This is a genomic window from Gordonia amicalis NBRC 100051 = JCM 11271 (assembly GCF_000332995.1).
Taxonomy (GTDB): Bacteria; Actinomycetota; Actinomycetes; order Mycobacteriales; family Mycobacteriaceae; genus Gordonia; species Gordonia amicalis.
The window spans coordinates 59,617-83,978 of record NZ_BANS01000015.1; the positions used below are offsets into that span (position 1 = coordinate 59,617).

The following is a 24,362-nucleotide window of genomic DNA, read 5'->3' on the forward strand; positions in this document are numbered from 1 at the left end:
TCACGACCGGTTGAAACCGCCTGGCGCGCGCGACCGGAGGTGGCGATTCGGCGCGCGTCAGGAGCGGGTGTCGGCGACGCCTGCCGGACCGCCGTCGGTGGCCGACTCGTACGTCTGGAAACCGGACGGGGCGGGGTCGGTACGAGGCGTGTCGGCCTGACCCGAGAGCGGTGCGTCCGACGGGGTGAGGTCGGGTGCGGCGAGATCCGCCACCGTCGGGCGCGCGGTTGCCGGGGTCCGCTGGGTCCGTTCGACGGTCGCCGTACGCGTCGACGAGGCCGGGCGTTCGGAGGCGGAGCCGGGACGGGAGCGCTGGGGGCGCGACTTGCTCGACGGCGCCTTGGCGGTCTGGCCGGGGCCGGCCTGCTGGGCCGTGCTGCTCTTGGCCCGACGATGCGTCGTCGCGCGCTCGGTCGACTCGCCGGTCTTGGCGCGGTCGTTCTTGTCTCGACTCGCGCGAGTCGACGCACCGCGGGACCCCGTCGGCTTCTCGCGACCACCGGAGTTCTTGTCGTCGTCGCCGCGGGTCAGGAACCATCGGACGAGCACCATGGCCAAGGTGACGAGGAAGACCGTCAGCATCCAGGGGAAATCCGCGGCGATCGGCAACAGCACCTTGAAGATCAGGCTCTTCAGACCGGACGACGCCTGCTCGGAATTGAGGCCGTACAGCGTGACGATGCTGACGAAGAACGCGATCAGCGGCGGCTGGGCGGCAGCGGTGAACAGTGCGCGGCGACGCACGGCCAGAGCAGCGAGGACGCAGCCGACGAGATAACAGAACTTGTAGATCCCGCCGAGCGAATCGTTGCTGCCGGCGTCGATCGCCGCACCGAGGGCCGTGATCCCGGTTGCCAGGAGAACGGCACCCCACCACGGCAGACCGCGGACCGCGGGCAGCACGGACTGCTGGTCCAGGGGTACCGCCGTCTGTAGGCGTTGCGGGGAAGGCACATGGTCACGGTACCGGTTCATCGGCGGAAAACGCTCCACCCCCGGACCGTGGCGTGGACGCGGCCGCCGATGTCGTCGCAGGTGTCGCGACGGATTCGGCGGACCTGCAGGTGTCGTGGATCACGCGGGGCCGCGGCGGTTCGGCGACCTCGCCCAGGGCGTCGAGTTCGGCCAGTCGTCGTGCGGTGACGCCCAGCCGGCTCTCGACCGACCCGATCGTCGAGTTGTAGGCGTCGACGGTGCGCTGCAGCGATGTGCCGAGCGAGCCCAGATGACCGAGTACACCGGCGAGCCGTTGGTGGAGTTCCATGCCGAGGGCATGGATGACCGCGGCGTCGCGGGCCATCGCGTCGTGGCGCCAGCCGAGGGCGACGGTCCGGAGCAACGCGATGAGGGTCGTCGGAGTGGCGATCACCACATTGCGTGCGAAGCCGTACTCGAGGACCTCGGAATCGGTGCGGACGGCGGCTTCGAGGACTGCGTCGGCGGGGAGGAACAGCACCACCATCTCCGGCGTGTTCTCGAAGGCCGTCCAGTAGGACTTCGCGGACAACCGGGCGATGTGTGCGCGCAGCGCCCGGGCATGCTCGCCGATCAGACGATCCCGGGCGGCGGCCTCGGTGGACTCGGCGGCACGCAGATACGCCTCGAGGGGCACCTTGGCGTCGACGACGATGTCGCGTCCGCCCGCGAGGTGGACGACGAGGTCGGGCCGGACCGTCGCGCCGGCCTTGGTCTTGTCCGGCAGCGACACCTGGGTGCTGAAGTCACAGTGTTTGGTCATCCCGGCGAGTTCGACGACCCGTTCGAGCTGCACCTCGCCCCAGCGGCCGCGCGAGTGGGAGCTGTGCAGTGCGTTGGCGAGCTGCCGGGTCTGGTCGTTGAGCGCGACGGATGCCGCGTGGATGCCGCGAACCTGCTCGGTGAGCCCGGCGTACGCGCCGATCCGATTGGACTCGACCCGACGCAGTTCGTCGGAGAGCTGGGCGAGGGTCGCGCGTAGCGGTTCCACGATGTGCTGCACCTGGCTGCCGATCGCCGTGGACTGCCGCCGTGCCGCATCCTCGGTGGCCCACGACAACGACGACGCCACCTCGCTGCGTCCCTCGCGCAGCATCTCCACCTCGGAGCGGGCGGCCGCCACCACCCCGGCGCTGCGCGCGGCATGCGCCCACCACCCGAGCGCGATGCCGAGCAGGACGCCGAACACGAGTGACAGGGCTGCAGCGATCATGCCCTGATGGTGGCGGATGCCTCCGACAAAACGCCGTCGCCGCAGCTCCGGCTCAGTCCTCCGCTGGTGCCTCGAAGTCGAGCAGCCACCTCTTGATGTCCAGTCCGTAGCGGAAGCCACCGAGCGTTCCGTCGCTGCGCTTGACCCGGTGGCACGGCACGAAGAGTGCGGCGGCATTGCGCGCACACGCGGTCGCCGCGGCGCGGATGGCGGCCGGTTCGCCCGCGCGCTCGGCGAACTCGGTGTAGGTGACCGGCCGCCCGGGTTCGACGAGACGCAGCGCGTCCCACGCCTTGTTCAGGAAGGTGCCGCCGGAGAGCTGGACCACCTCGACCCGGGACGGCGCATCGACCTCGCCCGCGTAGTACGCCGACACCGCGTCGGTGAGTCTCCCGAGCGTCACGGAACGCTGCAGTGACTCCGGACGCAACGATCGGTGGATGAGTGCGGAGAGATAGGCGGGATCGTCGGTCCACCCGGATGCGAGGACGCGCTCCGAGTCGTCGGCGATCACGGTGAACGGACCGTTCGGGGTGTCGAGGGTGGCGTAACCGGCGGCGGTGGCAGTGCCGGGGGTGACGGGGTCGTCGGCGGCCGTGGTGTGGGCGGTCGGTCCGTCGGTGACGGTGGGGGACGGTGCAGGCATGGCGTTCCTGTCGGGTCGGGGTTCGAGTCGAATCGGTGTCGGATGGGGCGTCATCGGATCAGGCGTCATCTGGGGTCCGCTCGTCATACGTCCTCGCCGGCGCCGGCGAGGCGGTGTCGCCACAGGTGCATCGTCGCGTACGACCGCCACGGTGCCCAGTGATGTGTGTCGCGCAGATCGAGTCCCAGGTCGGCCGCGGCCCGGGCGACGACCAGGTCGTTCGCGAGCAGGACGTCGGGATCGCCCGTCACTCGCATGGTGACGATGTCGGCGGTCCAGGGGCCGATTCCGGGCAGCTCGATCAGTTGCGCACGTAGGTCAGACGCATCGACCCCGGCATGCGGTTCCACCCGACCTTCGGCGAGCGCCTCGGCGACCCCGATGACGGCGTCGATCCGGCGGCGCGGTCCGCGCAACACTTCGCGTCCGTGGGCCGCGATGGCGGCCGAGGTGGGAAAAGCCTTCGGTACCCGATCGGCGCCCGAGGTGGCACCGTCGGGCAACGCTTCGCCGAGCGCGTCGACGAGCCGGTCGATCTGATGTCGTGCGGCCGCGAGACTGACCTGCTGTCCCAGCATGGTGCGGATGATCGTCTCCGCGGGGTCGAGACTGCCCGGCACGCGGAGTCCGGGCGCGGTCTCGACGACAGGGCGGAGAGTCGGGTCGTCGGCGAGGGTCTCCGCGGCGGCGGTGATGTCGGCATCGAGGTCGAGTAGCCGACGCAGACGGTTCACCGCAGCACCGAGGTCGCGCATGTCGAGTCGGGAGAGAACGACACCGACGTGGTCGTCATGGGGTTCGATCTCGGCGATCGCCGAGCCGTGCGGGAGGTTGATGACACGCCGGAACCGCCAACCGAGGGGTGCGTCGGCGTCGTCGATGACGGTCTCGACCCCCGCTGCCGCGTGTGCGGACAGAAACCAGCGCATCCACGTCCAGCGGTAGGGCGCGCGAAACGGCAGGCGCAGGCTGACACTGCCCGGAGCCGACGGTGCTTCGGCGTGTGGTCGGTCGCGACCGTTGCGGAGTCGCCGGAGTTCGGTCGGGGTGAGTCCGAAGACGGCGCGGATCGTGTCATTGAACTGCCGGATGCTGGCGAAGCCGGCGGCGAAGGCGACGTCGGACATCGGTAGCGTCGTGCACTGGATGAGCACCCGGGCGTTGGTGGCCCGGTGCGCGCGGGCGAGCGCGAGCGGACCGGCACCCAGGTGGTCGGTGAGGACACGGTTGAGATGGCGGGGTGAGTACTTCAGCCGTGCCGCGAGACCGCCGACACCCTCACGTTCGACGACCCCGTCCGCGATCAGCCGCATCGCGCGGGCGGACATGTCGGCGTTCACATTCCACAGCGGAGAACCGGGGACGGCGTCGGGAGCACATCGCCGGCAGGCACGGTAGCCCTGTTGCTGGGCCGCGGCCGCGGTCAGCACGAACGCGACATTGTGTGGTCGCGGCGTCTGCGCGGGGCACGACGGACGGCAGTAGATCCCGGTGGTCCGGACGGTGACGAAGAACTGGCCGTCGAAACGTGCATCCCGTGCCTGGAGGGCGCGATAGCAGCGGTCGAAGTCCGGAGCCGAGCCCGGGACGGTGTGTTCGACGGAAGCTGTGGTCACCTCTCCACTCTGACATTCGGCGGGATCGACTTCTGGCGGAAATCGGACGCGACATGTACGGCCGAATCTGTGATCTGAGTAACAGTGCTGTGGCACGATTGCGCCATGTCCACACGGTTCGATGGCCGACGGCGAAGCCGGCACGACGACCTGCCCCTCGCCGGGCTGCCCGGATGGGGCCTGGAGATGATTATGGGTCTCTACGGCCCCGAGACCATCAGACGCGCACTCACCGAAGAGGCCGAACAAGGCATCGCGCCCGTGCCGTGGGATGGTCAGCGGGCCGACGAGTCGCCGATCCGGCCGTTCGACGCGCCGGAGGTCGAGATGTGTGGCCGGGACGACATCCCGCCGGTCTTCAATCAGGTTGACGCCGAACTCGAGGCGCTCAATTCGCTGATCCGCTTCATCGGACGCAAACTGCGCCGACGCTGACCGGTCGCGGCATCCCTGAGCTGTTCGCATCCGCGGCGACCGTCATCCGTCGCGTCGACTCCGCGATGTCATCGTGGTGTGTGAGGATCCACGAGTGACTGACAGCTCGGACGACCAGCGTGCAGACGACGAAGCCGGAACCGGCAGCCCGGATTCCATCTCGGTGGGTGCCGACGCCGTCCTCGGGGATGATGCCGTACTCGGCGGCGTCGAGGAGAAGGCATACCCGACGCGCGCCCAGGTGATGATGGCCGGCCTGCGATCGTGCGCGACCGTGGGTCTGCAGATCGTGCTGGTGGCAGCCGCCCTGTGGGTGCTCTTCTGGGTGCTCGGCAAGTTCTGGGTGATCCTGCTGCCGGTCCTGCTCGCGATCATCGTGTGCACCATCCTGTGGCCGCCGGTGCGCTGGATGCGTAACCACGGCGTCCCGGCCGCGGCGGCGTCGTTGTTGATGATGCTGATCGGTCTCGGTGTGCTCGGAGGTGTCATCGGTCTGATCGTGCCGTCGATCGTCGACCAGGCTCCCGAACTCGCCAACCGGGCCACCGACGGTGTGAAGCATCTCCAGGACTGGGTTCAGGGGCCGCCGCTCAACATCGAGGACGAACAGCTCGACAACATCGTCAACGCCATCACGAGCAAGTTGCAGTCGAGTGCGTCGACCATCGCCTCGGGTGTGTTCAGCGGCGTGGGCACCGCGACATCGCTGCTCGTCACCGTCTTCACCACGTTCGTGCTGGTGTTCTTCTTCCTCAAGGACGGGCCGAAGTTCGTGCCGTGGCTCGACCGCTCGGTCGGCAAGCTTTCCGGCACCCACGTCGGTGAGGTCCTGACCCGGATGTGGAACAGCCTCGGTGGATTCATCCGGACGCAGGCGGTCGTCAGCTTCGTCGACGCCGCGCTCATCGGCCTCGGCTTGTTCATCCTCGGGGTTCCGCTCGCCGGCGTGTTGGTGGTGGTCACCTTCCTCGGCGGCTTCATCCCGATCGTCGGTGCGTTCGTCGCCGGAGCGCTCGCCGTGCTCATCGCCCTCGTGTCCAACGGCCTGACCACCGCGCTCATCCTGCTCGGCGTCATCCTGGCTGTGCAGCAGCTCGAGGGCAATGTGCTGCAGCCGTGGTTGCAGGCGAAGTCGATGGATCTGCACGCCGTGATCGTGCTGCTCTCGGTGACGTTGGGCGGCACCCTGTTCGGTATCACCGGTGCCTTCCTCGCGGTGCCGGCGGTCGCGTCGCTGGCGGTGGTGTTGCGCTACCTGAACGAGCGGATCGCCGAACGCGCGGGGGAGTCGCTGGCACCCGAAGGTGCGCCCGTCACCAAGCAGGTGGGCGTCCCCGACGAGGACCCGCCGAAGGAGCCGCCGAACCCGGTCAAGGGATTGCTGGACCGGGACCGACCGCCGGGTCCACGACGAGGTCCGACGCAGCGTCGGGCCTCGCGGCCGGTGCCGATAGACTGGTCGCCCGTGAGTCTCACCCTGGGAATTGTCGGTCTGCCCAACGTCGGTAAGTCGACCCTGTTCAACGCCCTGACCCGTAACGATGTGCTGGCGGCCAACTACCCGTTCGCCACCATCGAGCCCAACGTGGGCGTGGTCGAACTGCCCGACGCGCGACTGAAGCGTCTCGCGGAGATCTTCGGCAGCGAGCGCATCCTGCCCGCCACGGTGTCGTTCGTCGACATCGCCGGCATCGTCAAGGGTGCCTCCGAGGGCGAGGGCATGGGCAACCAGTTCCTCGCCAACATCCGTGAGGCCGACGCCATCTGCCAGGTGGTCCGTGTTTTCGACGACGGTGACGTCGTGCACGTCGACGGTCGCGTCGATCCGTTCGCCGACATCGAGGTCATCGAGACCGAACTGATCCTCGCCGACATGCAGACGCTGGAGAAGGCGCTCCCGCGTCTGGAGAAGGACTCGCGCAAGAACAAGGACCTCGTCGAGACCCTCGAGGCGGCCAAGAAGGCACAGGAGATCCTCGACAGCGGAAAAACGCTGTTCTCGCAGAAGGATTCGTTCGACCTGTCTTCGGTCCGCGAGCTGCACCTGATGACGGCGAAGCCGTTCCTCTACGTGTTCAACTCCGACGAGGGCGTGCTCACCGACGACGCGAAGAAGGCCGAACTGCGCGCCGCCATCGCACCGGCCGACGCGGTGTTCCTCGACGCGAAGGTCGAGAGCGAACTCCTCGAACTCGACGAGGAGGACGCCCTGGAACTGCTCGACTCCATCGGCCAGGACGAGCCCGGCCTGACTTCGCTCGCGCGCGCCGGTTTCCACACCCTCGGCCTGCAGACCTACCTCACCGCAGGTCCGAAGGAGGCGCGCGCCTGGACGATCCGCCAGGGCGACACCGCACCCAAGGCGGCCGGCGTCATCCACACCGACTTCGAGAAGGGCTTCATCAAGGCCGAGATCGTGTCCTTCGCCGACCTCGACGAGGCCGGATCGATGGCCGCCGCCAAGGCCGCCGGCAAGGTCCGCATGGAGGGCAAGGACTACATCATGCAGGACGGCGACGTGGTGGAGTTCCGCTTCAACGTGTAGCGGCGCACCGGCTCGCCCCGACGCCTATCGTGTTGGTGTGCCCAGATTTCTCGCGATCCTCAACGGCTCGGCCGGCGACATCGACAGGGTTGGGCTGACCGAGCAGCAGCAGGCCGACTTCATGGCGGCCTGGTCGGCCTGGGCACGAGCCCATCGAACGGCTCTGATCGATCCTGGTGCCCCACTGTTCCGGAAGCGTCGAGTGACCGCCGACGGCGTCGAGGAGTTCGAGGACGCCAAGGTTGCGTACGCGGTTGTCGAGGCCGATTCCCATGACGACGCGGTCCGCATCCTGGGCGAGCACCCACACCTGACACTCTTCCGTGGCAACTCGATCGAGGTCATCGAGTGCCCGGCGGTCCTGGGCTGAATGCGCCGGCGTTTCCGACGAGAGTCCATCCGAGATGAGGAAGCTCCGACGAACCTTCTTTCCGGGTCCAACGCCCAGCTGGTTGGCATGTTTGCGCAGGTGGCAGGCTATGCTCATGGGCATGCAAACGTTCCGCTTCTTCCATGTCTGACCAGCTGCCTCCGTGCCCGGAGTGTGCTCAGGAGTTCACCCACCCGCAGGGCGCGCTCCTGGTGTGCCCGATGTGCGGGCACGAGTGGTCGGCCGATGAATCGTCGGAAGTCGACGCCGCGGCCACGACCGAGATCAAGGATTCGGTCGGCAACGCCCTTGCCGATGGTGACACCGTGACCATCGTCAAGACCGTCAAGGTCAAGGGCGGTGGCGGCGGTGTCATCAAGATCGGCACGAAGGTGCGAAACATCCGGTTGATCTCCGACGGCGTGGGCGACCACGACATCGACGCGAAGGTTCCCGATTTCGGTCAGATGCAACTGAAGTCGAGCGTGGTGAAGAAGGTTCTCTGAGCCGATACCGATCCACAGCTTCGGGGAGTTACCGTGGCCGACATGGCCATCAAACTCGAGAACATCGGGATCGCGGTCCGCGACATCGAGGCGGCGATCGCGTTCTTCACCGACCTCGGCCTCAGCGTCGTCGGCCGGGACGAGGTGAGCGGCGAATGGGCCTCCACCGCAGTCGGTCTCGACGGAAACCACGCCAAGATCGCGATGCTGCGGACACCCGACGGGCAAGGCCGGCTCGAACTGTTCGAGTACCTCCATCCCGACGCCATCGAGACGACGCCGACGCTGCCCAACGAGATCGGCATGCACCGTGTCGCGTTCTCGGTCGACGACCTCGACGCGGCGCTCGAGATCGCCGCGCGGCACGGATGTCGTCCGCTTCGCGGGGTCGCGAACTACGAGAACATCTACAAGCTCACTTACGTGCGTGGGCCCAGCGGCATCATCGTGATGCTCGCGCAGGATCTGACGAAGAGCTGACGACCACCTATGGCGACCGTCATGCAGTAGCAGGAATCGATGGCTCGACATCGCCCTGGCGCCATCTGTCTCGCGGCCGGCGTTCGACGAATGTTCATTTGGTCGGCGGTTCGAGGTCTGTCAATATAGACGCATGTCGAATCAGGACCGGCTGCCCGACGTGGCGGACGAGGCGTGTTGTACGCCGTTGGTGCAGGAGCCTCTCAGCGTCGATGCGACGGTGGAGTTGGCGCGCATGTTCAAGGCGATGGGCGATCCGGTGCGATTGCGGTTGCTGAGCCTGGTGGCCAGCCATGCCGGCGGGGAGGCCTGCGTGTGCGACATCTCGGGATCGTTCGATTTGTCCCAGCCCACCATCTCGCACCATCTCAAGGTGTTGCGGCAGGCGGGTCTGCTGGACTGTGAGCGCCGGGGCACCTGGGTGTACTACTGGGTCATTCCTGCTGCGTTGCAGCAGCTCTCGTCCATTCTGAGCTCGGCGGATCCCACCGCGGACACGTTGGTGATCGCGTGAGTACCGCATCGAACACTTCCGAGCACCCCGCGGTCGTCGGCAAACTCTCCACCCTTGACCGGTTCCTGCCGGTGTGGATCGGGGTGGCGATGGTCGCCGGCCTGCTCCTGGGCCGGTTGATCCCCGGGTTGAACGATGTGCTGTCGGCCATCTCGATCGATGGCGTCTCGTTACCCATCGCGATCGGCCTGCTGATCATGATGTATCCGGTTCTGGCGAAGGTCCGCTACGACCGCCTCGACACGGTGACCGGAGACAAGCGACTCCTCATCGGATCGCTGGTCCTGAACTGGGTCGTCGGCCCTGCGTTGATGTTCGCTCTGGCCTGGATCTTCCTCGCCGACCTGCCCGAGTACCGCACCGGTCTGATCATCGTCGGGTTGGCGCGATGCATCGCGATGGTGATCATCTGGAATGATCTGGCGTGCGGTGACCGTGAAGCAGCTGCAGTGTTGGTGGCGATCAACTCGGTGTTCCAGGTCGTGATGTTCGCCGTCCTGGGCTGGTTCTACCTCTCGGTCTTGCCGGGTTGGCTGGGTCTGGAGCAGACAACGATCGATGCGTCTCCGTGGCAGATCGCCAAATCGGTGCTGGTCTTCCTGGGCATCCCGCTGGCCGCCGGATTCCTGTCCCGATATCTGGGGGAGCGGAACAGGGGTCGCGACTGGTATGAGTCGACGTTCATTCCCAGGATCAGTCCGTGGGCGCTGTACGGGTTGCTGTTCACTATCGTGATTCTCTTTGCCCTGCAAGGTGATCAGATCACCTCCCAACCGCTCGATGTCGTCCGCATCGCGATCCCGCTGCTGGTGTACTTCGCGGTGATGTGGGGCGGCGGTTATGCATTCGGTGCGGCCATGAAACTCGGGTACGAACGCACCACGACGATGGCGTTCACTGCTGCCGGCAACAACTTCGAACTGGCCATCGCGGTCGCGATCGCCACGTATGGCGCCACTTCGGGACAGGCATTGGCCGGTGTCGTGGGCCCGTTGATCGAGGTCCCGGTCCTCGTGGGGTTGGTGTACGTCTCGCTGGCGTTGCGCAAGCGCTTCATCGCCCCGCAGAAGTCCTGAGCTTGCTCGAGGGCTCGTCCCGCACCACACGCATAACCTCCTCTCACACCGAAAAGGAAGCCACGCCATGTCTGCACCGAGACCGAGTGTGTTGTTCGTCTGCGTCCACAACGCCGGCCGTTCTCAGATGGCCGCCGGGTTTCTCACCGCGCTGGGTGGCGGTCGGGTCGAGGTTCGCTCTGCGGGTTCGGCGCCGGCGGAAGCCATCAACCCCGTGGCCGTGGAGGCCATGGCCGAGGTCGGAATCGACATCTCCGACCAAGCTCCGAAGATCCTCACCCCCGACACCGTCGAGCGCTCCGACGTGGTCATCACCATGGGCTGCGGCGACGCCTGCCCGGTGTTTCCCGGGGTCGACTACCGCGACTGGGCACTCGCAGACCCCGCCGGCCAGGGTATTGACGCGGTGCGCCCAATCCGCGATCAGATCCGATCGCTGGTGGTCGACCTGCTCGCCGAGATCGTGCCCGCCGGCACGGAACAGAGCGTGCGATGAGCACATCACGATCGGTTCTGTTCGTGTGCGTGAGCAATCGAGGTAAGTCGGTCATGGCCCAAGGCCTGTCGAGCACGTTGGGCGCCGGCGCGATCAACGCCTCCTCCGCCGGAACCGACGCCGCGATCGGCAAGCATGTCAACGACCTGTCCGCTCAGGTGCTCGCCGAAGTCGGCGTGGACATCGACGGCCATACGCCACGCCAACTCACCGACGATCTGATGCGCGACGCCGACCTCACGGTCGTGCTGGGAACGTCCGCGCAAGTCACCCCGCCAGATGGGGCCGTCGTCGAGGTCTGGGAGACCGATGAACCCTCCGTACGCGGGATCGACGGCATCGAGCGCATGCGTCTGATCCGCGACGACATCGCCGCTCGCATCACCGACCTCACCGCGCGCCTGGCCGACCACGCCTGAGCCGGCGGCGGGCACCAGCAGCACTGCTGCTCGCCGACGGGTTCGGGAGATGTCAGCAGCAGGCGGTGGACGCACTCGGTGCGGGCTCGCCGGCCTCTGGGGCACCGGCAGTGCCACAACATGCCGGCGAGTCGGTCGAATCGCCGGTCGCGCTGTCGGCCAGCAGGTTTGGGCTGGTCCCGAAGGTGTCGGAGTCGGCCAGGACGGTGTAGACCTCCCACTTCTCACCTGCCGGACCCGTCACCCAGACTTTGTCCTGGGTGGCGAAACAACACGTGGTATTGATCTCTTCCTCGGTGAAGAGGCCTTCACCGCTGAGTCGGGCGATCTCGGCGTGCACCTGATCGCTGGACTCGACTTCCACACCGAGGTGGTTGATCGTGCCGCCCTTGCCCGGGTTCTCCAACAGCACCAGCTTCAGCGGCGGCTCGGCGACCGCAAAGTTCGCGTAACCCGGCTTCCGTTTGGCCGGGGCGACATTGAACAACTTCGAGTAGAACTCGACCGCTTGATTCAGATCATCAACGTTGAGTGCGAGCTGCATACGCGACATGACTACCTCCACCTGTGCGACTTATATCGAATTACTGACGCTGTCCAGAGTGCCAACCTCTTCGACATATGTCAATGATGTGGGTAGGATGGCCGTCATGCCCAAGGCGCTCCCGGTCATCGACATGATCGACCCCATCTGCTGCGAACCGGTGTCGGCCGCACCGCTCGACGATGACGCCGCACTGGAAATCGCCTTGCGACTCAAAGCGCTCGCCGATCCGGTGCGGATCAAGCTGATGTCGATCCTGCTCACCGACGGGGCCGGCGAGGTCTGCACCTGCGACCTGGCCACCGCCGTCGGACTGTCCGAACCCACGGTCAGCCACCACCTCGGTCAACTCAAGAAAGCCGGCATGGTCCGGTCCGAGCGTCGCGGCATGAACGTCTATTACCGTGCCCACGTCGACGCACTCCAGGCGCTGCGCCAGGTGCTCGACCCGGCGTGCTGCCGTTGAAAGTCAGATGCCTGCCCCGGTGATCGGCGGGTGATCTCGCTGGTGTCGGTCGATCGTCGTCGTAGGTGTGTCGTGGCTGTGAAGGTCCCGGCGCGGTGCAGGACGGCGCAGTCCCCAGTTGCCGCCTGAGGTCCCGATCGGCAATTCTTGCCAGATGAGTTCTCCCGCGGACCTCCCCTCCGGTCTCGATCTCTCGCATCTGATGGACACCGCCTATCGGCAGGCCCGGTCGGGTCTCGAGGAGGGTGGCATCCCGATCGGTGCGGCCTTGTTCGCCGCCGACGGGAGCCTCCTCGGTGAGGGTCGGAATCGCCGTGTCCAGCAGGATGATCCGTCGGCGCATGCAGAGACCGACGCCTTCCGTGCGGCCGGTCGGCAACGGGACTACTCGTCGACGATCATGGTGACGACCCTCGCGCCCTGCTGGTACTGCAGCGGACTGATCCGGCAGTTCGGCATCGGATCGGTGGTGATCGGCGAGAACCGTTCGTTTCAGGGCGGAGAGGACTGGCTCGCCGACCTCGGGGTGTCGGTCACGATCCTCGACGACGAACGTTGCACGGCGATGATGTCGGAGTTCATCGCGGCCAATCCCGGCCTGTGGAACGAGGACATCGGCGTCGTCGACGACGAGGCTGACCGCGCATGACCGCGATTGGCGATCCTCACCGTCGGCTGAATGCAGCCGCGAGCGCTGCCAGGCGATCGAGATCCGCGGCGAGCGCACCCCTGCGGTCTCGATGGCCTTTGATGAGGAACCAGTAGATGCGGTCGAAACCCGGTGCGACATGGAGCAAGTCGTAGGTCTGAAGGATGCCGCGGAATCGTACGCCGGGAGCTGCCTCCCTCTCGGCGCCGACCCAGTGCGCGCCCCGACACTCGTGGCTCCACTCGCCGACCCGGGTCACGTCGGAGACGATGTCGAAGACGGCCTCGGGTGGTGCGTCGGCATACGACTCGGTGCGACCCTGGTGGGCGAGACGGCGTGTCATGACGGGTTCTTCGCCTCGACGGTCACCGGGCCGATCCTCGACGCCGGACCATGCCCCCACATGAGCTCGGCCCGACGCCGGTAGGCGCGTGCGAAGCCGTGGACGAGGATGAACCTGGGTACGGCCGGCACCACGCCGTAGATCAGTTCCCGGTCTTCATCTCCCAGACCGTCGACGACCCAGTGACCCTCGCGGCCGAGTTCGGCGAATCCCTTTGGCTTGACGAAGAATTCGTGTTCGACGTCCCGGAACTCCGCGGTGCTGATCGCGGCCGCGACCACCGGCATCGCCTCGAGTTCCTCGCGTTCGAGATGGGGGAGCAGTACTTCTGACAGCCGTTCCAGCGCGTCGAGCAGGGTGTCCCGTGCCTGTGGGTCCCGACGGTAGGCGGAGGTGGCTTCGATCAACGCGTCGACGGCCGGAGCGATCCGGAGATGATCGGCTTCCATGTCGTCGAGAAGGGGTGCGGCGTCGGGGTTTCTCGACCGGACGAGTGGCCACAACCACTTGTCCTCGCCGGTGTGATGCATGTGGAGGAAGCCCATCATCCAGGTGATGTGGTCGGCGATGGCTCGTCGGCGGGCGTCGTCGGGATAAGGCGGTGCTCCGATGACGAGGCGGGCTCGCTGCAGGTCCCGTCGTAGTGCGCTGTGCACGATGCCCATGCTTCGTGTGTCGGCGGGTTCGCGTGTGGTGATGGACATGGCCCTGTCCTCTCGATCGAAGGGCTGAAGTCAATCGGGGCCGAGTAGTCGCACGGTGGCGTCGGCGATCCAGTTCCGATAGCGGGTGTGGCTCCACCCCGCGTTGTTGACGAGCAGGTCGTAGACCTCTGTGCTGATCACCGCCCACAATCCCTCGGCTTCATCGGTGGCGAGCGTGCGTCCGGCGACAGCCTCACCCGCTGCCCGCACATCTGAACGCTGACGGCGGTACGCCTCGACGAGCCTGGATGCGAGTTCGGGGTCGAAGGAGGCGCCTTCGCGCAGCGCCCGGTACAGACCAGCGGTGCGAGCGTAGATGTCGGCGGCCAGGGCGGCTCCGGCTGCGGCACGTTCACGGCGGTCGCCCGCGGACAGCGCGGCGAACTCCGGCCGCTGGGCGAGTGCGACAGGCCGATCGTCGCCGACGACCGCCACGTCGAACGCCGTGAGGAACAGCCGTGTCTTGGAGCCGAACTTCGCATAGACCGTCTCGAAGGACACGCCTGCCTCAGCAGCGATCTCGCGCACCCCGACGGACCAGCCGCGCTCGGCGAACAGGCGAGTGGCGGCCTCGAGGATCTGCGCGCGGGTCTGCTCCGCCTGGCTCCGCCGGAGGGTCGAGTCGTAACTCCTCCGGGTGGCCGTCGCTGCGGATGCGGGCTGATCGGACGAACCCATACCCGAAGTATGCGCCTGCTTTGTTTTCAATACAAGGGTTATCAGACGAAGTCTGCGCACCACCCGTCAGGCGGTCACGGAACCTGTCCGAACGGTTGATGCCGAAAGGGAGTCGAGATCCGTCCGGCCCGCCGTCGGAGCCGCCGCCCGACTCGGGCACCGTGGTCTGCTGCTTGTCGACGATGCTGCCGAGCTTCACCTTCACGGTGCGCGCGTCCGACCCCGAGCCGACGGTGACCGGCACGGTTTCACCCGGCGCGTGCGTGAGCACCTGCGCCATCAGATCGGCATAGTCGGCGACGGGGGTGTCGCCGACCTTCGTGATCACGTCTCCGCGAGAGATACCGGCTTTCGCCGCCGGTCCGCCGTTCTCCACCGATGACACGGTCGCGCCGTCCTCGGCGCCGATTGACGACAGCGAACCCGACACGCCGAGAACGGGTTTGGTCGCCTCACCGTTCTGCAGCAGCTGGTTCGCGATGCGCTTGGCAGTGTTGATCGGGATGGCGAAACCGAGTCCGAAGGACTGAGGTCCGCCGCTGGCTGCCTGCCCGGTGTCGACGGCGGAGTTCACGGCGACCACCTGACCCTGCAGATTCACCAGGGGCCCACCGGAGTTGCCCGGGTTGATCGGGGTATCGGTCTGCAGGCCGTTGTACACCGTGACCGCCGAACCGCTTTCGTCGGCGGCGGTCACCGTGCGCGACAATGCGCTGATGATGCCAGAGGTGACGGTGTTGGTCAGGGCGTCCGGGCTGCCGACGGCCACCACCTGCTCGCCGACCTGCAGCGCGTCCGAGTCGCCGAGCACCGCGGGGGTCAGTCCCGACGCACCGTCGAGCTTGATCACGGCGAGGTCGTACGACGGCGAACTGCCGGTGATCGTCGCGGAATGCTGCTTGCCGTCGCTGGTGGTGACCGTGATCTTGCTGGCGGAGCCGGCCCCGGCGACCACGTGGTGGTTGGTCAGGACGTATCCGTCCTGCGAGAGCACGATCCCGCTGCCCACGGCGGTTCCGCGGGCCGTCTGGACCTTGATGTCCGCCGCCGACCTCGACGCCACCTGCGCCGCGTAGGTCACCGACCCCGGCTTGACGTCGGCGGCGCTCACGGTGTTCGCCGGTTGCGAGCTCAGGGTCGGCGCCGAGGGACTGCCGTGCTGGTCGAGCAGGGCGCTGCCGCCGACTCCGATCGCGCCGCCGAGCAGGCCCGCCAGCAGGGCGGTGACGACGATCGGCTTCGTCACGCCGCCGACACGCGGAGGTGGACTCGCCGCGTGCGGCGAACCCGAATGCAGGCCGTCCCAGTGGGCATGCGGCGGTGGAGGACCACCGGGTGCGCCCAGCGGTTCAGTGGGGGTGTGGTCGGGGGACTGAGGTGCGCTCACAGCACCACAGTGCCGGGGCTTCTTGAGAGTAAGGCGGTGATTTCCTGCGAGTTTCCTGACAACTGGACGAGAGTGGCGATGACAGTCCCTGCCCGGAATCATCGGGTGCGAGATCGCGCGGAGCGACCATGATCATGGACGAAAGGAGAGCCATGATCGGCACGCTGAATGACCTGGTCGACTTCGTCGACCGGCACACCGACGAGACCGTCGACGTCTCCGGCTTCGCCCGGTCCCATGGGACGACTGAGTACCACCTGCGCCGGATGTTCGCCGCGCTCGCCGGAATTCCGTTCTCGGAGTACGTGCGTCGTCGTCGGATGACGCTCGCGGCAACCGATCTGGTGAGCAGTGACACCGGCCTGTTGGACATCGCCGTGCGCTACGGCTATTCCTCGGTCGAGGCGTTCGGCCGGGCATTCCGGTCGGTCCACGGTGCGTCCCCGGCGGACGTGCGGGTCCATGGCGGTCCTTTCGCAACACAAGCCGTACTCAGGTTCCGCCTGACCGTCGAAGGGAGCCGTCCGATGGACGTCACGATCACCGACCGACCCGCATTCGTACTCGCCGGGCACGCCGCACAGGTGCCGCTCATCTACCAGGGGGTCAATCCGCACATCCAGCAACACCTCGCGTCGATCGCCCCCGAGGAGCACGCTCGACTCAAGTCGCTCAACGACACCGAACCCGTCGGCATCCTCGCCGTCACCGACCAGAGCCGGCCCGACGCCCCGGAGGGAACACCGATCACGTACCTCCATGGTGTGGCCGTGCAGCAGGATTCGACGGTTCCGCCGGATCTGTCGACCATCGCGGTGGCTCCGGGTGCGTGGGCGACCTTCCGCTCGTCCGGGCCGTTCCCGGCGACCCTCCAGGAAACCTGGGCGGCAACGGCAACCGAGTGGTTCCCGTCGAACCCCTGGCGGTTACGTCCCGGGCCGACCTTCGTGCGCTACCTCGACTTGGGCGGAACCTACGCCGACGCGGAGATCTGGATGCCGATCGAGCGGGCGTGACCTGCGCGATTCATAGCTCGGAACCGCGCTGAGCGGGTTGGAGCCATGAAACGGGACTGGTCACCAGTTGTAGTCGAGGAACTTCCCGTCGAAGGTCACGACGACCCGGTCACCGCCCGGGTCGGCGCGACGCGAGATGTCGACCTTGAAGTTGATCGCGCTCATGATCCCGTCGCCGAACTCCTCGTGGATGAGTTCCTTAAGGGCGGGACCGTAGACGTCGAGGGCCTCGTAGAAGCGATAGATGGTGGGATCACTGGTCGCGGCCTCGTCCGGGGTGCGCGTCGGTTGCTGTCGCAGGCTCTCGGCGACGCCCTCGCCGAGACCGAGCATCTCGACGACCGCCGTGGCCTTGTCCGCGGGCACCGGGTGTTTTCCGAGGAGTGCCGCCACCGTCCACACCAGCGGCGCATCGATCTTGTCGGCGATGGTCGCCCAGGTGAGTCCCTGCCGGATCCGGGCCGCGACGATGAGGTCGGCGGCGTCGGACTTCGGCATGATCGGGGTGGTCATCGTGTCTCCTCGGTCGGCGCTGATGATGGCCCGTCGACGTGTGGAACTGGCGACGTCGCCGAATCCTGTTGGCACGTCGAGGGATACCTCCACCATGCACAGTTCCCGGCGGAATTCCAAGGTGCCGCTGGAACTCTTGCCAGATTTCACACGGGCGACACCGCGCCACGAGGAAGCGGTAATCCCCGAGAAACATCACCGCACCGAATCGCCCGGGAGAGGTCGATGTAACACCAGGACGTCCCGACGACACATCGTCGACATGTGGTCTCGATTCGATGGAGGCAAGAGTCACGAATCGAAACGCTCGGGAGAATCTCTTGTCTTATGTGAATCCGTCCGAATTCGCGGTGAAGATGGTCGACGCCGGTGAGGCGAAGGTGTTCCTGTCCACCCGCGACACGATCATCCGCGCCTACATGGCGGGCGCGATCCTGGCGCTCGCGGCCGCATTCGCCGTGACTGTCACCGTCCGCACCGGAGAACCGCTGCTCGGGGCGCTGCTGTTCCCGGTCGGCTTCTGCCTCCTGTACCTGATGGGCTTCGACCTCCTCACCGGGGTGTTCACGCTCGTCCCGCTCGCACTGATCGACAAACGACGCGGTGTGACGGTCAGATCGATGTTGCGCAACTGGAGTTGGGTGTTCCTGGGGAACTTCCTGGGCGCCTTCACGGTCGCGGTGATGATGGCGGTGATCGTCACCTACGGCTTCAGCGTCGATCCTGACGAGATAGGGCAGCAGCTCGGTCACATCGGGGAGAGCCGCACCGTCGGTTACGCCGAACACGGGGCCGCGGGGATGCTGACGCTGTTCATCCGCGGGGTCCTGTGCAACTGGATGGTGTCCACCGGCGTCGTCGGGGCGATGATGTCGACGTCGTTGCCCGGCAAGGTCCTCGCCATGTGGATGCCGATCATGCTGTTCTTCTACATGGGATTCGAGCACTCGATCGTCAACATGTTCCTGTTCCCGTCCGGCTTGATGCTCGGTGGTGACTTCTCGATCGGCGACTACCTCGTCTGGAACGAGATCCCCACGGTGATCGGCAATCTCGTCGGCGGCCTCACCTTCGTCGGGCTGACGATCTACATCACTCATGCGCGCACCGCCGCCGACCGTCGGCCCGTCTCCCACGATGAGACGACCGAGGTCGACGTCGCTGCGCCCGCGGAGATCGAGGCCGTCAAGACAGTCTGACGGGAGTTCCGGTTCCCGGGGGCGTGGTCGAGGACCCCGGGACCCGCTCGCCGTGGAGCGCCCGGGCGTACCAGGCCCCGAGCCCCAGCAGGATCAGGCCGGTCACGATGAAGACGAGGACCCGGAAGATCCCGTCGAGGGTGGCGAGGTCGAAGAGGAACAGTCTGGCCATCGCCGCGGCGACGAGCACCAGGCCTCCGGTGAGTGCGGCGGCGCGTTCGCCGCCGGTGCGGCGCCGGGCGAAAGCCAGTGTCGCGCCGGCGAGGACGACCCAGCAGGTGGTCGCGACGACATGGCCGCCGAGGAACCCGTCGGGACCGGCGATCAGGACCCCGGAGACCACGCTGATGGCGGTGACCGCGTACACCACGACCACGGCAGCAGCGCTGTAGGCCACGCGGGCGAGGTCGCCGGCGGTGAGTCGGGTCCACCCGACGGCGATCACGATGGCCCCCGCACCGGCGAGCAGGCTTCCGATCACGATCGACAGCGAGGCGTTCTCCTCGACGAGACGGGCCTGTGCGAGGACATAGGGCGGCATGTCGTCGAGCAGGGCCGCGAATCCGATGCCCCAGATCACGGTGCTCCCGCCCAGCAGGACCAGCGACGTCGCCGACCATGAACGGGCGACCAGAGCGGTCACCGTGGCGAGGCCCAGCATCGCGGAGACGGCCACCGGCCCGTCGAAGCACACGAGGATCGCAACGAACAGCACGACGAGCGAGGTCGCGGTCCAGATCTGCGCGACGACGTCGGGCAGCGGCCCGAGGCGTTCGGTCCGCACCACCGAGCAGATCGCGGTGATGCCGATGACGAGCACGGCGACCGCGGCCTGCAGTGCGACCGCACCCGCGGTGTCCATCACCTCGCCGGCGAGCAGCACCGGAACCGTCGTCGCCGACGCCAGACCGGCGAGCACCGCACGGAAACGGGTGGTGGGCATCGCCACCAGCGCACCTGCGAAACCGAGGCCGATCACGACGAGTGTGGCACCGGCGAACTGGAATCCGGTGTGCGCGGTGTTCGTGCCGCCCAGTGCGGACAGGCCGACGACGGTGAGGGGGATGGTCGGGGCCGCCAGTCGCACCGCGTGCAACCAGATCCAGTCGCGGCGCCACTGCACCCACGCCGACGCCGCGGCGAGCACGATCATGAACGCGATCAGGGTCATGTCGAGGCCCCCGGTCAGCACCGGGCCGAGGACGATGAGGGGGACCACCACGAGGAGTCCGAGATGCTCACTGCGCCAGCGGTAGGCGAGGACCAGGCCGCCCGCGGCGACGGCGCCGGCGACCGCCAGACCCGCCACGACGGGCAGCCACTCGTAGATCTTGGTGGCCGCCAGGACGTCGAGGTACCCGGCCGCGATGCCCGTTGCGGCCGTGGCGATCGCCCCGGTCCGCCCGCCTGGCTTGCGGCGCAACCAGATCGCGGTGGAGACGAGTGCAACCGCGAACATCGCGCCGCCCGCGACACGGAACTCCGGGCGCAGGATGCCGGCCTGGGCGGCCAGCACGAGCAGGAGGGCGATGCCGATCAGCGTGACGCCCACCCCGGCGGTGGCGAGGACCTTGCCGACCAGCCCCCGCTCGGCCGCTGCCGCGACCCGTTCGGACAACGGGCGCGCGGGCGGACGCGGCGGCCACGGAGCGCTCGGCGGTTGCGCCACCGGGGCGTACACGGGATGCGGCCCCGGAAGCGGCGGAACCGGACGGGCGGGCGGCCCGTAGGAAAAGCTCCCCTGATTCGGCGGACGTCCGGGTGACGACCAGGCAGTCGGCGGCTGCTGAGCCATCGGCATGGTCATCGGCGGCATGGTCATCGGCGGAGTGGGCGCCGGAGGCGTAGGCGCCGAAGCCGCGGTCGGTGGGGTGAGTGGACTCGCCTGAGCCTGTTCCGCGGACTGCTGACCGGTCTGCGCGGCGGGGTTTTCGACGATCCGCCTCAGCTCGGCGAATTCGGCCGAGACCGTGGACATCTGGCGGGCGATGGCCTCGAACTCGGTGGAGATCCGCGCGAGTGTCGCGACCCCGGGGTCGCGTCCGAACATGCTGCTGGAAGTGGTCATGCACCGACCCTGTCCGCTCGCGCTCGACGGGACATGAGTAGTGCTACTCAGCGAGGTTGAGGGTTTCGTGCGGCGGGAGGCGGGGGGTATGCCTCCGGCATGAACGATGTGCACGATCCCACGGACCGCGGTCGGCAGGATGTGGAGAAGAGGTGGCAGGGCGCCGCCTGGTTCCTCTTCGCGTTGATGCTGGTGACGCTGTCGTTTCCGGCCATGGCCGCGTGACGACCGATGGATTGCCGGCCGGTGAGGTGAACGCCTGGAGGTGACTCGGGAGGGCCGGCCGACGCGGCTGGGGCATGATGACTGCCATGTCGACCCCGTCGCGTACGAGCACGCTTGCCGTCGGCACCATGGTCCTGCTCACGGCCCTCTATTTCGCGCAGGGCCTGCCGTATGGGTTCTTCAGTCAGGCGGTGCCCGTCATCCTGCGGGAGGAGGGGTACTCGCTCACACAGATCAGCGTGTACGGATTGCTGTTCGCGCCGTGGGGCCTGAAGTTCTTGTGGGCGCCGTACGTCGACCGGTACGGGACACGACGCCGCTGGCTCCTGGCGATGCAGTTGACGTCCGCGACGATCGCGCTCGTCCTGGCCTTTCTCGACCTCTCCGGGACACTCGTCTGGTTGCTCGTCGGCATCGCGGTCATCAACCTGGCTTCCGCCACCCAGGACATCGCGACCGACGGACTGGCGGTGCAGAGCCTCGGACCCCGACAACGCGGCCTGGGCAACGGGATCCAGGTGGGCGCCTACCGGGTCGGCATGATCGTCGGGGGCGGCGGATTGTTGTGGCTCTTCTCGCTCGCGGGCTGGCGCAGTCTCTTCGTCGCGATGTCGGTGCTGCTCGTGGCGCTGACGCTGCCGGTGTGGTTTCTCGCCCGTACTCCCGCGGACACGACGACGACGCCGTCGGAGGACCGGGCGCATCGTTCGCGACCGTCGCCGGCACTGCTGCTGACGGGCTGGCTCGCCAGGCTTCGACGTCCCGGAGTCCTCGTGTTCATCCTGGTCGTCGGGGCGTTCAAGTTCGGCAACTCGATGGGATCGGCACTCGTCGGGCCGTTCATGTCCGACGTCGGGCTCAGCCTGGGGCAGATCGCTCTCGTGGAAGGCGCGTTGTCCTCAGCCGGTGCGCTCGCCGGTGCGGCCCTCGGCGGTTGGCTGGCGTTCCGCTACGGCCGGCGGCCGGCACTGCTGTTCGGCGGTGTCACCCAAACCCTCAGTCTGGCGCTCTATCTGGCGGCCGCGGCGGGCGCCGGCGGGTTCTGGCTCGTGGTGACCGCGAGTCTGGCCGAACACATCCTCGGTGGGGCGGCAACCGTCGCGGTCTTCACCCTCATGATGGATGCGTGCGAGAAGGGCTACGAAGGAAGCGATTACACGCTGTTCGCCTGTGCGGTCGTCGGCGTCCAGGGTGCGGCCGGGTTCGTGGCGGGCGTCGTGGGTGATCTGTTCGGATTCCCGGCGCTGTTCGGGATTGCCCTGGTGCTCTCGGGCATCGGCGTCGTCGTGATGATCAGGGCACTCGACCGCGGCATGGGGCCCGCGTCGATCCAGGCGCTGCGGAGAGCGGGCCCGCGGATCAGCGACGACCTGGTATGAGTGTCGCCAGGGCGTCGTCGACGACCCGTTCGAGGTCGTCCCCGAGGCTGCCGGCGAGGAACTGCTGCGCCAGCTCGGCCATGGCCCCGGTGAAGACGGCCGCCCGCACCCGCCCGGTGAGCGGATCGACCTCCCGGGCGTCGGCCTCGGCGAAGGAGAGTTCGAAGAGCATCTCCTGCGTCGCGGCGCGTCGTTGCGCGAGTACGGGATTGGTGCGTGCCTCGGTGAACAGGATGCGGCCGCGACGGGGATCCTCGGAGGCGTGACCGAGGACCGCGAGCATGCCGGCGCGGGTCCGGGCACGGACGGAACGGCCGGCAGTCGTCATCGCGGCCTCGACCACCGTGCCCAGTTCGGCGGCCGTGGCGTCGTAGACGGCACCGAGGAGCTCGTCGGTGTCGGTGAAGCTCTCGTAGAAGTACCTGGTGTTGAAACCGCAGTGACGGCACACCGCGCGCACCGACAGCTCGGTCTCGGGTCCGTCGCCCCCGAAGATGTCGAAGGCCGCGGCGACGAGGATCGCTCGTCGCTCTGCGCGGCGGTCCTCCAGGGGAACGCCGGCCCACCGGGTCGGACTGGACATCGTTTCACCATAGACGGACCGAACCGGACCTGAGCCAGGTCTGGTCACATGTGTAACCAAAGCGTTAAAGTGGACACAACCGTGACCACACGGCGACCGTGCCCGCACGGCGTCGCCGTATCGGCAGCCGGAGCCGGGACCAGCCCGCCCCCCGTGTGTCGGTACCGAGAAAGGACGACCGATGAACGTGCCTCTGGCGCCCGTACGATTGCCGTCGACCGAATGGGTTCCGCTGGACCTGCCGCACGAGATGCTCGGATCGTGGCTCAACGGCAAATTCGACGAGAACGTCCGCGCGAAGTTCTTCCGGGGGATGGAGTTCGAGAGTCCGGCCGGTGATCCCGGGTGGTTCGGTCCCGACAGCGCCACCTGGTACGTCCACTCCCACACGCCGGCGCTGATCTTCGGCCTGCAGTGCGCGTCGTACCTCGAACGTCTCGACCCCAGCATCTTCTGGATGGGGATGCACCACTCCCGTCTGGTCCGGCGGCGTGAGGACGGCACCCCGACCATGTCGATCGACCCCGACGGCGCCATGGCCCGCCTCGGGCACTCCCTGGCCTTCTTCATGGGGACCGCGTACGGATCGACGGACAGCGCTGAGCGACTGGCACGAACGGTGCGCGCCATGCACCACACGATCAAGGGGGTCCGCCCGGACGGCGCCACCTACGACGCCGACGACCCGGACTGGCTGCGATGGAACTACGCGACGGTCGTGTGGGGGTCGCGACGGCGCACGAGATCTACCACCCGCGCCCACTGCGCGGGGCCGAACTCGACCGGTACTACGGGGAGTTCGTGCGCGTGGGGCATTCGCTCGGTGGCACCGACCTGCCGGCCACCAAGGCGGAGACCCTGGAATGTCTCGAGTCGTATCTCCCGCGTCTCGCCCTCACACACGGCAACGCGATGGCCACGGGCGTCAACGTGAAGAATCCCGCGCAGGCGGCGGTGGACTGGGCGATCCGCGACACGATGCCCCGGTGGGCGAAACAGTTGATCTCCTATGTGCCGCCGAATCCGCTCGAGCGTCGGGCCCGGCGTTCGGCGGTCTGGACCATCATCAACTCGGCGCACCTGTCGATGGGGGAGGCTCCGGAGTTCGCCGCCGCGCGGCGTCCCGTCGCCGGCGGTACCGATGTGCCGCACACCCTTCCGCGCTATGAACTCGGCTCCGACCCCGAGCTCAGTCGCGCAGAGGTCGAGGCTACCTTCTCCCACTAGGCTTCTTACCAGGCCACCACGCCCGCGGGCGGCACGTCCTAATCGATGTGCCGCCCTTCGGCTTTCAAAAGTCCATTCCCACAACAACAT

26 protein-coding genes and 3 pseudogenes are annotated in these 24,362 nt (G+C 67.4%); 17 read left to right on the forward strand and 12 right to left on the reverse strand.

Annotation, left to right across the window (positions count from 1 at the left end):
- Positions 1–57 precede the first annotated feature (57 nt).
- The 4 genes from GOAMI_RS07800 to GOAMI_RS07815 form a co-directional block, all read right to left on the reverse strand.
- Positions 58–954, reverse strand: coding sequence for a DUF6542 domain-containing protein (locus GOAMI_RS07800; RefSeq protein WP_040004678.1), 897 nt, complete (start codon positions 952–954; stop codon positions 58–60).
- A 4-nt stretch (positions 955–958) separates the two neighbouring features.
- Positions 959–2,188 carry a DNA recombination protein RmuC gene (locus GOAMI_RS07805; RefSeq protein ID WP_006435915.1) on the reverse strand — a complete coding sequence of 410 codons (1,230 nt, stop codon included), beginning with the start codon at positions 2,186–2,188 and terminating at the stop codon, positions 959–961.
- A gap of 52 nt (positions 2,189–2,240) precedes the next feature.
- A complete protein-coding gene (locus GOAMI_RS07810) occupies positions 2,241–2,834 on the reverse strand; it encodes a methylated-DNA--[protein]-cysteine S-methyltransferase (protein WP_006435916.1) in 594 nt (197 codons plus the stop codon).
- Between the two features lie 83 nt (positions 2,835–2,917).
- A complete protein-coding gene (locus tag GOAMI_RS07815; protein WP_006435917.1) occupies positions 2,918–4,450 on the reverse strand; it encodes a DNA-3-methyladenine glycosylase 2 family protein in 1,533 nt (510 codons plus the stop codon).
- 105 nt (positions 4,451–4,555) lie between these two features.
- On the opposite strand from GOAMI_RS07815, the gene GOAMI_RS07820 reads away from it, so the two are divergent.
- From GOAMI_RS07820 to GOAMI_RS07865, 10 genes and pseudogenes are all read left to right on the forward strand, one after another.
- Positions 4,556–4,885, forward strand: coding sequence for a hypothetical protein (locus GOAMI_RS07820; RefSeq protein ID WP_247603096.1), 330 nt, complete (start codon positions 4,556–4,558; stop codon positions 4,883–4,885).
- Between the two features lie 94 nt (positions 4,886–4,979).
- Positions 4,980–6,278: pseudogene (locus GOAMI_RS07825) on the forward strand (AI-2E family transporter); the annotation flags it as partial.
- Positions 6,279–6,350: 72 nt separating this feature from the next.
- Positions 6,351–7,430, forward strand: a complete 1,080-nt coding sequence (gene ychF, locus GOAMI_RS07830) for a redox-regulated ATPase YchF (protein ID WP_006435919.1) — start codon at positions 6,351–6,353, stop codon at positions 7,428–7,430.
- A gap of 37 nt (positions 7,431–7,467) precedes the next feature.
- Positions 7,468–7,800, forward strand: coding sequence for a YciI family protein (locus GOAMI_RS07835; RefSeq protein ID WP_006435920.1), 333 nt, complete (start codon positions 7,468–7,470; stop codon positions 7,798–7,800).
- Positions 7,801–7,943: 143 nt separating this feature from the next.
- Positions 7,944–8,306: a zinc ribbon domain-containing protein YjdM gene (locus GOAMI_RS07840; RefSeq protein ID WP_006435921.1), complete on the forward strand. Its 363-nt coding sequence runs from the start codon at positions 7,944–7,946 to the stop codon at positions 8,304–8,306.
- Between the two features lie 42 nt (positions 8,307–8,348).
- On the forward strand, positions 8,349–8,786 hold the full coding sequence (locus GOAMI_RS07845; protein WP_040004680.1) for a VOC family protein: 438 nt from the start codon (positions 8,349–8,351) through the stop codon (positions 8,784–8,786).
- Positions 8,787–8,919: 133 nt separating this feature from the next.
- Positions 8,920–9,300, forward strand: a complete 381-nt coding sequence (locus GOAMI_RS07850; RefSeq protein WP_006435923.1) for an ArsR/SmtB family transcription factor — start codon at positions 8,920–8,922, stop codon at positions 9,298–9,300.
- Entirely contained in the window at positions 9,297–10,376 is a 1,080-nt protein-coding gene (arsB, locus tag GOAMI_RS07855; RefSeq protein WP_006435924.1) for an ACR3 family arsenite efflux transporter, read from the forward strand. The genes GOAMI_RS07850 and arsB overlap by 4 nt, the downstream gene beginning before the upstream one ends.
- A gap of 67 nt (positions 10,377–10,443) precedes the next feature.
- Entirely contained in the window at positions 10,444–10,872 is a 429-nt protein-coding gene (locus GOAMI_RS07860; RefSeq protein ID WP_006435925.1) for an arsenate reductase ArsC, read from the forward strand.
- Positions 10,869–11,291, forward strand: a complete 423-nt coding sequence (locus tag GOAMI_RS07865) for an arsenate-mycothiol transferase ArsC (RefSeq protein WP_006435926.1) — start codon at positions 10,869–10,871, stop codon at positions 11,289–11,291. Before GOAMI_RS07860 ends, GOAMI_RS07865 begins: the two co-directional genes overlap by 4 nt.
- A 52-nt stretch (positions 11,292–11,343) precedes the next feature.
- Here the strand turns inward: GOAMI_RS07865 and GOAMI_RS07870 are convergent, their stop codons facing one another.
- Positions 11,344–11,844 (reverse strand): ArsI/CadI family heavy metal resistance metalloenzyme, encoded by a 501-nt coding sequence (locus tag GOAMI_RS07870; RefSeq protein WP_006435927.1) that lies wholly within the window; start codon positions 11,842–11,844, stop codon positions 11,344–11,346.
- Positions 11,845–11,941: 97 nt separating this feature from the next.
- On the opposite strand from GOAMI_RS07870, the gene GOAMI_RS07875 reads away from it, so the two are divergent.
- Together GOAMI_RS07875 and GOAMI_RS07880 are read left to right on the forward strand one after the other, a co-directional pair.
- The gene (locus tag GOAMI_RS07875; protein WP_006435928.1) at positions 11,942–12,301 is read left to right on the forward strand and encodes an Rv2640c family ArsR-like transcriptional regulator; all 360 of its coding nucleotides are present in this window, start codon (positions 11,942–11,944) and stop codon (positions 12,299–12,301) included.
- A 154-nt stretch (positions 12,302–12,455) separates the two neighbouring features.
- Positions 12,456–12,950, forward strand: coding sequence for a nucleoside deaminase (locus GOAMI_RS07880; RefSeq protein ID WP_006435929.1), 495 nt, complete (start codon positions 12,456–12,458; stop codon positions 12,948–12,950).
- A 16-nt stretch (positions 12,951–12,966) separates the two neighbouring features.
- On the opposite strand, the gene GOAMI_RS07885 is transcribed toward GOAMI_RS07880, so the two are convergent.
- The 4 genes and pseudogenes from GOAMI_RS07885 to GOAMI_RS07900 form a co-directional block, all read right to left on the reverse strand.
- Positions 12,967–13,293: an SRPBCC family protein gene (locus GOAMI_RS07885; protein ID WP_006435930.1), complete on the reverse strand. Its 327-nt coding sequence runs from the start codon at positions 13,291–13,293 to the stop codon at positions 12,967–12,969.
- Positions 13,290–13,997, reverse strand: coding sequence for a hemerythrin domain-containing protein (locus GOAMI_RS07890; protein ID WP_006435931.1), 708 nt, complete (start codon positions 13,995–13,997; stop codon positions 13,290–13,292). The genes GOAMI_RS07885 and GOAMI_RS07890 overlap by 4 nt, the downstream gene beginning before the upstream one ends.
- A gap of 30 nt (positions 13,998–14,027) precedes the next feature.
- Positions 14,028–14,525, reverse strand: a complete 498-nt coding sequence (locus tag GOAMI_RS07895; protein ID WP_006435932.1) for a TetR/AcrR family transcriptional regulator — start codon at positions 14,523–14,525, stop codon at positions 14,028–14,030.
- 224 nt (positions 14,526–14,749) lie between these two features.
- Positions 14,750–16,164, reverse strand: a pseudogene (locus GOAMI_RS07900) (S1C family serine protease).
- A 50-nt stretch (positions 16,165–16,214) separates the two neighbouring features.
- On the opposite strand from GOAMI_RS07900, the gene GOAMI_RS07905 reads away from it, so the two are divergent.
- Complete coding sequence (locus GOAMI_RS07905; RefSeq protein ID WP_006435934.1) at positions 16,215–17,078, forward strand: AraC family transcriptional regulator; 864 nt, start codon at positions 16,215–16,217, stop codon at positions 17,076–17,078.
- Positions 17,079–17,138: 60 nt separating this feature from the next.
- Here GOAMI_RS07905 and cynS read toward each other — a convergent pair whose 3' ends face one another.
- A complete protein-coding gene (gene cynS / locus GOAMI_RS07910; RefSeq protein WP_006435935.1) occupies positions 17,139–17,591 on the reverse strand; it encodes a cyanase in 453 nt (150 codons plus the stop codon).
- 320 nt (positions 17,592–17,911) lie between these two features.
- Between cynS and GOAMI_RS07915 the strand changes: the two genes are divergently transcribed.
- On the forward strand, positions 17,912–18,790 hold the full coding sequence (locus GOAMI_RS07915; protein ID WP_006435936.1) for a formate/nitrite transporter family protein: 879 nt from the start codon (positions 17,912–17,914) through the stop codon (positions 18,788–18,790).
- Here the strand turns inward: GOAMI_RS07915 and GOAMI_RS07920 are convergent.
- On the reverse strand, positions 18,777–20,858 hold the full coding sequence (locus GOAMI_RS07920; RefSeq protein ID WP_006435937.1) for a DUF2339 domain-containing protein: 2,082 nt from the start codon (positions 20,856–20,858) through the stop codon (positions 18,777–18,779). The two genes, GOAMI_RS07915 and GOAMI_RS07920, sit on opposite strands and share 14 nt — an antisense overlap.
- Before the next feature lie 99 nt (positions 20,859–20,957).
- Here GOAMI_RS07920 and GOAMI_RS23425 point away from each other — a divergent pair, with 99 nt between their 5' ends.
- The gene (locus tag GOAMI_RS23425; RefSeq protein ID WP_255219186.1) at positions 20,958–21,083 is read left to right on the forward strand and encodes a hypothetical protein; all 126 of its coding nucleotides are present in this window, start codon (positions 20,958–20,960) and stop codon (positions 21,081–21,083) included.
- Between the two features lie 86 nt (positions 21,084–21,169).
- Positions 21,170–22,462: an MFS transporter gene (locus GOAMI_RS07925; protein ID WP_006435938.1), complete on the forward strand. Its 1,293-nt coding sequence runs from the start codon at positions 21,170–21,172 to the stop codon at positions 22,460–22,462.
- On the opposite strand, the gene GOAMI_RS07930 is transcribed toward GOAMI_RS07925, so the two are convergent.
- Positions 22,443–23,045 (reverse strand): TetR/AcrR family transcriptional regulator, encoded by a 603-nt coding sequence (locus GOAMI_RS07930; protein ID WP_006435939.1) that lies wholly within the window; start codon positions 23,043–23,045, stop codon positions 22,443–22,445. The genes GOAMI_RS07925 and GOAMI_RS07930 overlap by 20 nt on opposite strands.
- 181 nt (positions 23,046–23,226) lie before the next feature.
- Here GOAMI_RS07930 and GOAMI_RS07935 point away from each other — a divergent pair.
- A pseudogene (locus tag GOAMI_RS07935) lies at positions 23,227–24,272 on the forward strand (oxygenase MpaB family protein).
- Positions 24,273–24,362: the final 90 nt, after the last annotated feature.

Excerpts from the sequence above, each read along its gene's own strand:
- GOAMI_RS07865 (WP_006435926.1), top strand. The coding sequence starts at position 10,869 with ATGAGCACATCACGATCGGTTCTGTTCGTGTGCGTGAGCAATCGAGGT.
- GOAMI_RS07925 (WP_006435938.1), top strand. The coding sequence starts at position 21,170 with ATGTCGACCCCGTCGCGTACGAGCACGCTTGCCGTCGGCACCATGGTC.
- GOAMI_RS23425 (WP_255219186.1), top strand. The coding sequence starts at position 20,958 with ATGAACGATGTGCACGATCCCACGGACCGCGGTCGGCAGGATGTGGAG.
- GOAMI_RS07930 (WP_006435939.1), bottom strand. The coding sequence starts at position 23,045 with ATGTCCAGTCCGACCCGGTGGGCCGGCGTTCCCCTGGAGGACCGCCGC.
- GOAMI_RS07860 (WP_006435925.1), top strand. The coding sequence starts at position 10,444 with ATGTCTGCACCGAGACCGAGTGTGTTGTTCGTCTGCGTCCACAACGCC.
- GOAMI_RS07820 (WP_247603096.1), top strand. The coding sequence starts at position 4,556 with ATGTCCACACGGTTCGATGGCCGACGGCGAAGCCGGCACGACGACCTG.
- GOAMI_RS07805 (WP_006435915.1), bottom strand. The coding sequence starts at position 2,188 with ATGATCGCTGCAGCCCTGTCACTCGTGTTCGGCGTCCTGCTCGGCATC.
- GOAMI_RS07870 (WP_006435927.1), bottom strand. The coding sequence starts at position 11,844 with ATGTCGCGTATGCAGCTCGCACTCAACGTTGATGATCTGAATCAAGCG.
- GOAMI_RS07880 (WP_006435929.1), top strand. The coding sequence starts at position 12,456 with ATGAGTTCTCCCGCGGACCTCCCCTCCGGTCTCGATCTCTCGCATCTG.
- GOAMI_RS07810 (WP_006435916.1), bottom strand. The coding sequence starts at position 2,834 with ATGCCTGCACCGTCCCCCACCGTCACCGACGGACCGACCGCCCACACC.
- GOAMI_RS07875 (WP_006435928.1), top strand. The coding sequence starts at position 11,942 with ATGCCCAAGGCGCTCCCGGTCATCGACATGATCGACCCCATCTGCTGC.
- GOAMI_RS07885 (WP_006435930.1), bottom strand. The coding sequence starts at position 13,293 with ATGACACGCCGTCTCGCCCACCAGGGTCGCACCGAGTCGTATGCCGAC.
- GOAMI_RS07840 (WP_006435921.1), top strand. The coding sequence starts at position 7,944 with ATGTCTGACCAGCTGCCTCCGTGCCCGGAGTGTGCTCAGGAGTTCACC.
- cynS (WP_006435935.1), bottom strand. The coding sequence starts at position 17,591 with ATGACCACCCCGATCATGCCGAAGTCCGACGCCGCCGACCTCATCGTC.
- GOAMI_RS07845 (WP_040004680.1), top strand. The coding sequence starts at position 8,349 with ATGGCCATCAAACTCGAGAACATCGGGATCGCGGTCCGCGACATCGAG.
- GOAMI_RS07905 (WP_006435934.1), top strand. The coding sequence starts at position 16,215 with ATGATCGGCACGCTGAATGACCTGGTCGACTTCGTCGACCGGCACACC.
- GOAMI_RS07920 (WP_006435937.1), bottom strand. The coding sequence starts at position 20,858 with ATGACCACTTCCAGCAGCATGTTCGGACGCGACCCCGGGGTCGCGACA.
- GOAMI_RS07850 (WP_006435923.1), top strand. The coding sequence starts at position 8,920 with ATGTCGAATCAGGACCGGCTGCCCGACGTGGCGGACGAGGCGTGTTGT.
- GOAMI_RS07890 (WP_006435931.1), bottom strand. The coding sequence starts at position 13,997 with ATGTCCATCACCACACGCGAACCCGCCGACACACGAAGCATGGGCATC.